Source organism: Mesorhizobium sp. (assembly GCF_005063415.1).
Lineage (GTDB): Bacteria > Pseudomonadota > Alphaproteobacteria > Rhizobiales > Rhizobiaceae > Mesorhizobium.
The window spans coordinates 1-4,016 of the sequence record NZ_SUEG01000259.1 but is presented as its reverse complement, the minus strand read 5'-3'; the positions used below and the strand labels follow the sequence as shown (position 1 = coordinate 4,016).

2 protein-coding genes and 2 pseudogenes are annotated in these 4,016 nt (G+C 63.4%); 2 read left to right on the top strand and 2 right to left on the bottom strand.

From position 1 onward, the window contains the following. Both E5W70_RS31270 and E5W70_RS31265 read right to left on the bottom strand, forming a co-directional pair. A pseudogene (locus E5W70_RS31270) lies at positions 1-590 on the bottom strand (exopolyphosphatase); the annotation flags it as partial. Continuing rightward, positions 590-2,791, bottom strand: a complete 2,202-nt coding sequence (locus E5W70_RS31265) for an RNA degradosome polyphosphate kinase (RefSeq protein WP_292665114.1) — start codon at positions 2,789-2,791, stop codon at positions 590-592. The pseudogene E5W70_RS31270 and the gene E5W70_RS31265, both read right to left, overlap by 1 nt. Before the next feature lie 149 nt (positions 2,792-2,940). Between E5W70_RS31265 and E5W70_RS31260 the strand changes: the two genes are divergently transcribed. Next, complete coding sequence (locus tag E5W70_RS31260) at positions 2,941-3,186, top strand: zinc-finger domain-containing protein (protein ID WP_254820632.1); 246 nt, start codon at positions 2,941-2,943, stop codon at positions 3,184-3,186. A gap of 19 nt (positions 3,187-3,205) precedes the next feature. Then, positions 3,206-4,016: pseudogene (locus E5W70_RS31255) on the top strand (FAD-dependent monooxygenase); the annotation flags it as partial.

Genomic DNA, 4,016 nt, shown 5'->3' with positions numbered 1-4,016 from the left:
AATTTCGCCCGCGCCAGTTGCTCGCGCGTGATCCTTGCTGCCTGGGTTAGCGAGTTCTTCGCCATGTCCTGCAGGCGCAAGCCGCCCAACGGCAGTGTGATGCCGTCACCGATCGTCTCACCATCGATATCGATCAGTTCGAGGCTGCCGCCGCCAAGGTCGCCGGCGATGCCGTTGGCTGGATGGAAACCGGAGATGACGCCGAGCGCCGAATAATGGGCTTCCTCGCGGCCGCTCAGCACCTGGATCTCGGTCTTGAGCACATCCTCGGCGCGGTGGATGAAGTCGGGGCCGTTGACGGCCTCGCGAGCGGCGGCGGTCGCCAGCACATATATGCGCTCGGCGCCGGCCTGGTCGGAGAGCGCGCGGAAGCGGCGGAACTCTTCCATCGAGCGCGTCACCGCCTCGGGATCGAGCTTTCCGGTCGAAACGATGCCGCGGCCGAGGCCGGCGAGCATCTTTTCGTTGAACAGCAAGGTCGGCGAGCGCGCCAGCCCCTCATAGATGACAAGACGGATCGAGTTCGACCCGATATCGATGATGGACAGCGGTCGGCGGTCCTGCAGCCGGCCCTGGGATGCTGAAATCATCAGCCCGTCGCTGCGTTCTGTTTCTTGCGGCGCTTGAACTGCGCGATGCGCTTGGGCGCATGCGACTTCAACGCATCGCCCCGTCCGGACAGGCTCGGATTGGTCATGAAATATTCCTGCGCGTTGAACGGTTCCTCGCCCTCTTCCAGCACGACGCGCCGGGAGGTTCCGTCAGCCAATACGTCGAAACTTTGCTGGTTGTCCATGATGTTGCCGAGCATGATCTGGCCGAGCACCTGCTCATGCACAGTTGGATTGGTGATCGGCACCATGGTCTCAACGCGGCGGTCGAGATTGCGCGGCATTAGATCGGCCGAGGAGATGTAGACGATCGCCCCGTCCGATGGCAGGCCGTGGCCGTTGCCGAAGCAATAGATGCGGCTGTGCTCGAGGAAACGGCCGACGATCGACTTCACCCTTATGTTCTCCGAGAGGCCGGGCACCTGCGGCCTCAGGCAGCAGATGCCGCGCACGACGAGATCGATCTCGACACCGGCGCGGCTGGCGTCATAAAGCGCATCGATGATGATCGGATCGACCAGCGCATTCATCTTCATCCAGATGCGAGCCGGCCTGCCATCCAGCGCGTGGCCGATCTCGTCCGAAATGTGCTTGAGGATGCGGTTGCGCAGCGTGAACGGCGATATGGCGAGCCGCATCTGCTCGGCCGGCTCGGCATAGCCGGTGATGAAGTTGAACAACTGGGCGACATCGCGCGCAATCGTCGGGTCGGTGGTGAAGAAGGACAGGTCGGTGTAGATGCGGGCGGTGACCGGGTGGTAGTTGCCGGTGCCGAGATGCACGTAATTGCGTAGCCTGCCGTCCTCTCGCCGCACCACCAGCGACATTTTCGCGTGGGTCTTGAGCTCGAGGAAACCGAAGACAACCTGGACGCCGGCGCGCTCGAGGTCGCGGGCCCAGCGGATGTTGGCCTCCTCGTCGAAACGCGCCTTGAGCTCGACCAGCGCCGTCACCGACTTGCCGGCCTCGGCGGCGTCGACCAGAGCGCGTACGATCGGGCTATCGTTGGAGGTGCGGTAGAGCGTCTGCTTGATCGCCACCACTTCCGGATCGGCCATCGCCTGGCGCAGGAACTGCACCACCACGTCGAAGGATTCGTAAGGGTGGTGGACGATGATGTCCTTCTCGCGGATGGCGGCAAAGCAATCGCCGCCGTGCTCGCGGATGCGCTCGGGGAAGCGCGGATTGTAGGGCGTGAACTTCAGATCGTCGCGGGCGACGGCGACGATCTCCGAGATCTGGCTAAGCGCCAGCGGGCCGGTAAGCACGCTGATGCGGCTGGCCGAGACGCCGAGCTCGCCGGCGACGAAGTCGCGCAATTCGGACGGCATCAGCCTGTCGAACTCGATGCGGATGACCGAGCCGCGGCGGCGACGCTTCAGCGCCGTCTCGAACAGCCGCACCAGATCCTCGGATTCTTCCTCGACCTCGATATCGCTGTCACGGATGATGCGGAACGTGCCGGAACCCTTGACCTCATAGCCTGGGAACAGCTTGCCGATATAAAGACCGACCGCCTCCTCGAGCGGGATGAAGCGGACATGGCGCTTGCGATCCGGCAAACGGATGAACCGCCTCAGCGCCATCGGCAGGCGCAAAAGCGCACTCATCTCCTCCCCGTTCTTGCGGTGGCGCAATTGCAGCGCCATCGAGAACCCGAGATTGGGAATGAACGGAAACGGATGCGCTGGGTCGATCGACAGCGGCGTCAGGACCGGAAACACCTGCTCCTGGAAATGGTCCTCGAGCCAGGTCTTCTCGTCCTTGGTCAGGGCATCGCGGGTGATGCTCTCGATGCCTTGCTTGTTGAGCTGCAGCATCAGCGCCGAAAGGCTGTTCTGCTGGTCCTCCTGCAGGCGCTCGACCTCGCGCAGCAACTGTTCGAGCTGCTGCTCGGGTGTGCGGCCGTCCGGGCTCTTCAGCACGATGCCCTCGCGCACCTGGCCGGCAAGACCGGCGACGCGGACCATGAAGAACTCGTCGAGGTTGGCGGCCGATATCGACAGGAAGCGAACGCGCTCGAGCAGCGGATGATTGGCGTTCAGCGATTCTTCGAGCACGCGCCGGTTGAATTGCAGCCAGGAAAACTCGCGGTTGACGAAGCGGTCCGGATTGCCGCCTTCGCGGCTCGCAGCCTCGATGGTTATGAATTCGTTCTGGACCGGCTTCAGTTCGTTCATGGTTCCTGCTCTTCCTACACCAGCCGTCGGCGCCAGCCTTAACCGGCTTAACTTATCCTCTGACAGGCTTTTGCGACAGTTTCATTTCATCGATCTTGCAAAGAGACGGGTTATGATCCAGATGCAGTCGACAAGATCAGGAGACGACGATGGCAGGCGGTTCCATTCCCCATTTCCAGAACGATGCGGGCTATCCGGCAATCGACATCGGCGTCAAGGAATTCATGTGCACCGGCGCCAATCCGCCTTTCGACCATCCGCATGTATTTCTCGACATGGGCGACGACAATGAAAAGGTCTGCCCCTATTGCTCGACGCTCTATCGATATTCGCCGAAGCTGAAGGCATTGGAAACGCAGCCGCCGGGCTGCCTCTATATCGACCAGGCCGCCTGATTCTTCCGCGACAAGCCTGATGCAGGAAACGCAGTCCCGGCAGGTGGTCATCGCCGGGGCGGGCGTCGCCGGGCTGACCGCGGCACTGGCCTTCGCCGAGCGCGGCTATCGGATAAAACTGTTCGAACAGGCGCAGCACCTCGAGGCTGCCGGCGCCGGCATCCAGCTTTCACCCAACGCGACGCGCATCCTACGGCAGCTCGGCGTACTCGAACGGCTGCTGGCGACGGCGGTGCGGCCGGAGGCGGTCGTGCTCAAGGATGCCGCCACGCTGCGCAAGCTGGCGTGCGTACCGCTTGGCCAGGCCGCAGAAACGCGCTGGGGAGCGCCCTATCTCGTTGCCCACCGCGCGGATCTGCAGTCAGCGCTGATGGCGCGAGTTTCGGAGCAGCCCGGTATCGATCTGATCGCCGGCGCGCGGGTGACCGACATCGCAGCCGGACCGAAAGGTGTTGCCGTCACTGCATCGGCTGATGGCGAAACGGTCGAGGCTGGCTGTCTGCTGATCGGCGCGGATGGCGTCTGGTCGTCGGTGCGAGAAACGCTTGCCCGCAACGCGGCCAATTTCCGGAGAAGCCGGTTTTCGGGCGAGCTTGCCTGGCGCGCCACGGTGGCCGCCGACAGCCCCGCCGGACAAACCTTTGCAGCGGTCGGTGCGGCAGATTGCGTTACCGCCTTGCTCTATCCCGGCTTCCATATGGTCGCCTATCCGGTCAGCCGTGGCACTGCCTTCAATCTCGCCGCCTTCACCAGGGGCAAGCGTATCGCCGAGGGCTGGTCGGGGCATGCCGACCCCCGCCAGCCTCTCAAGCGCCATGCGCGGTACCGCG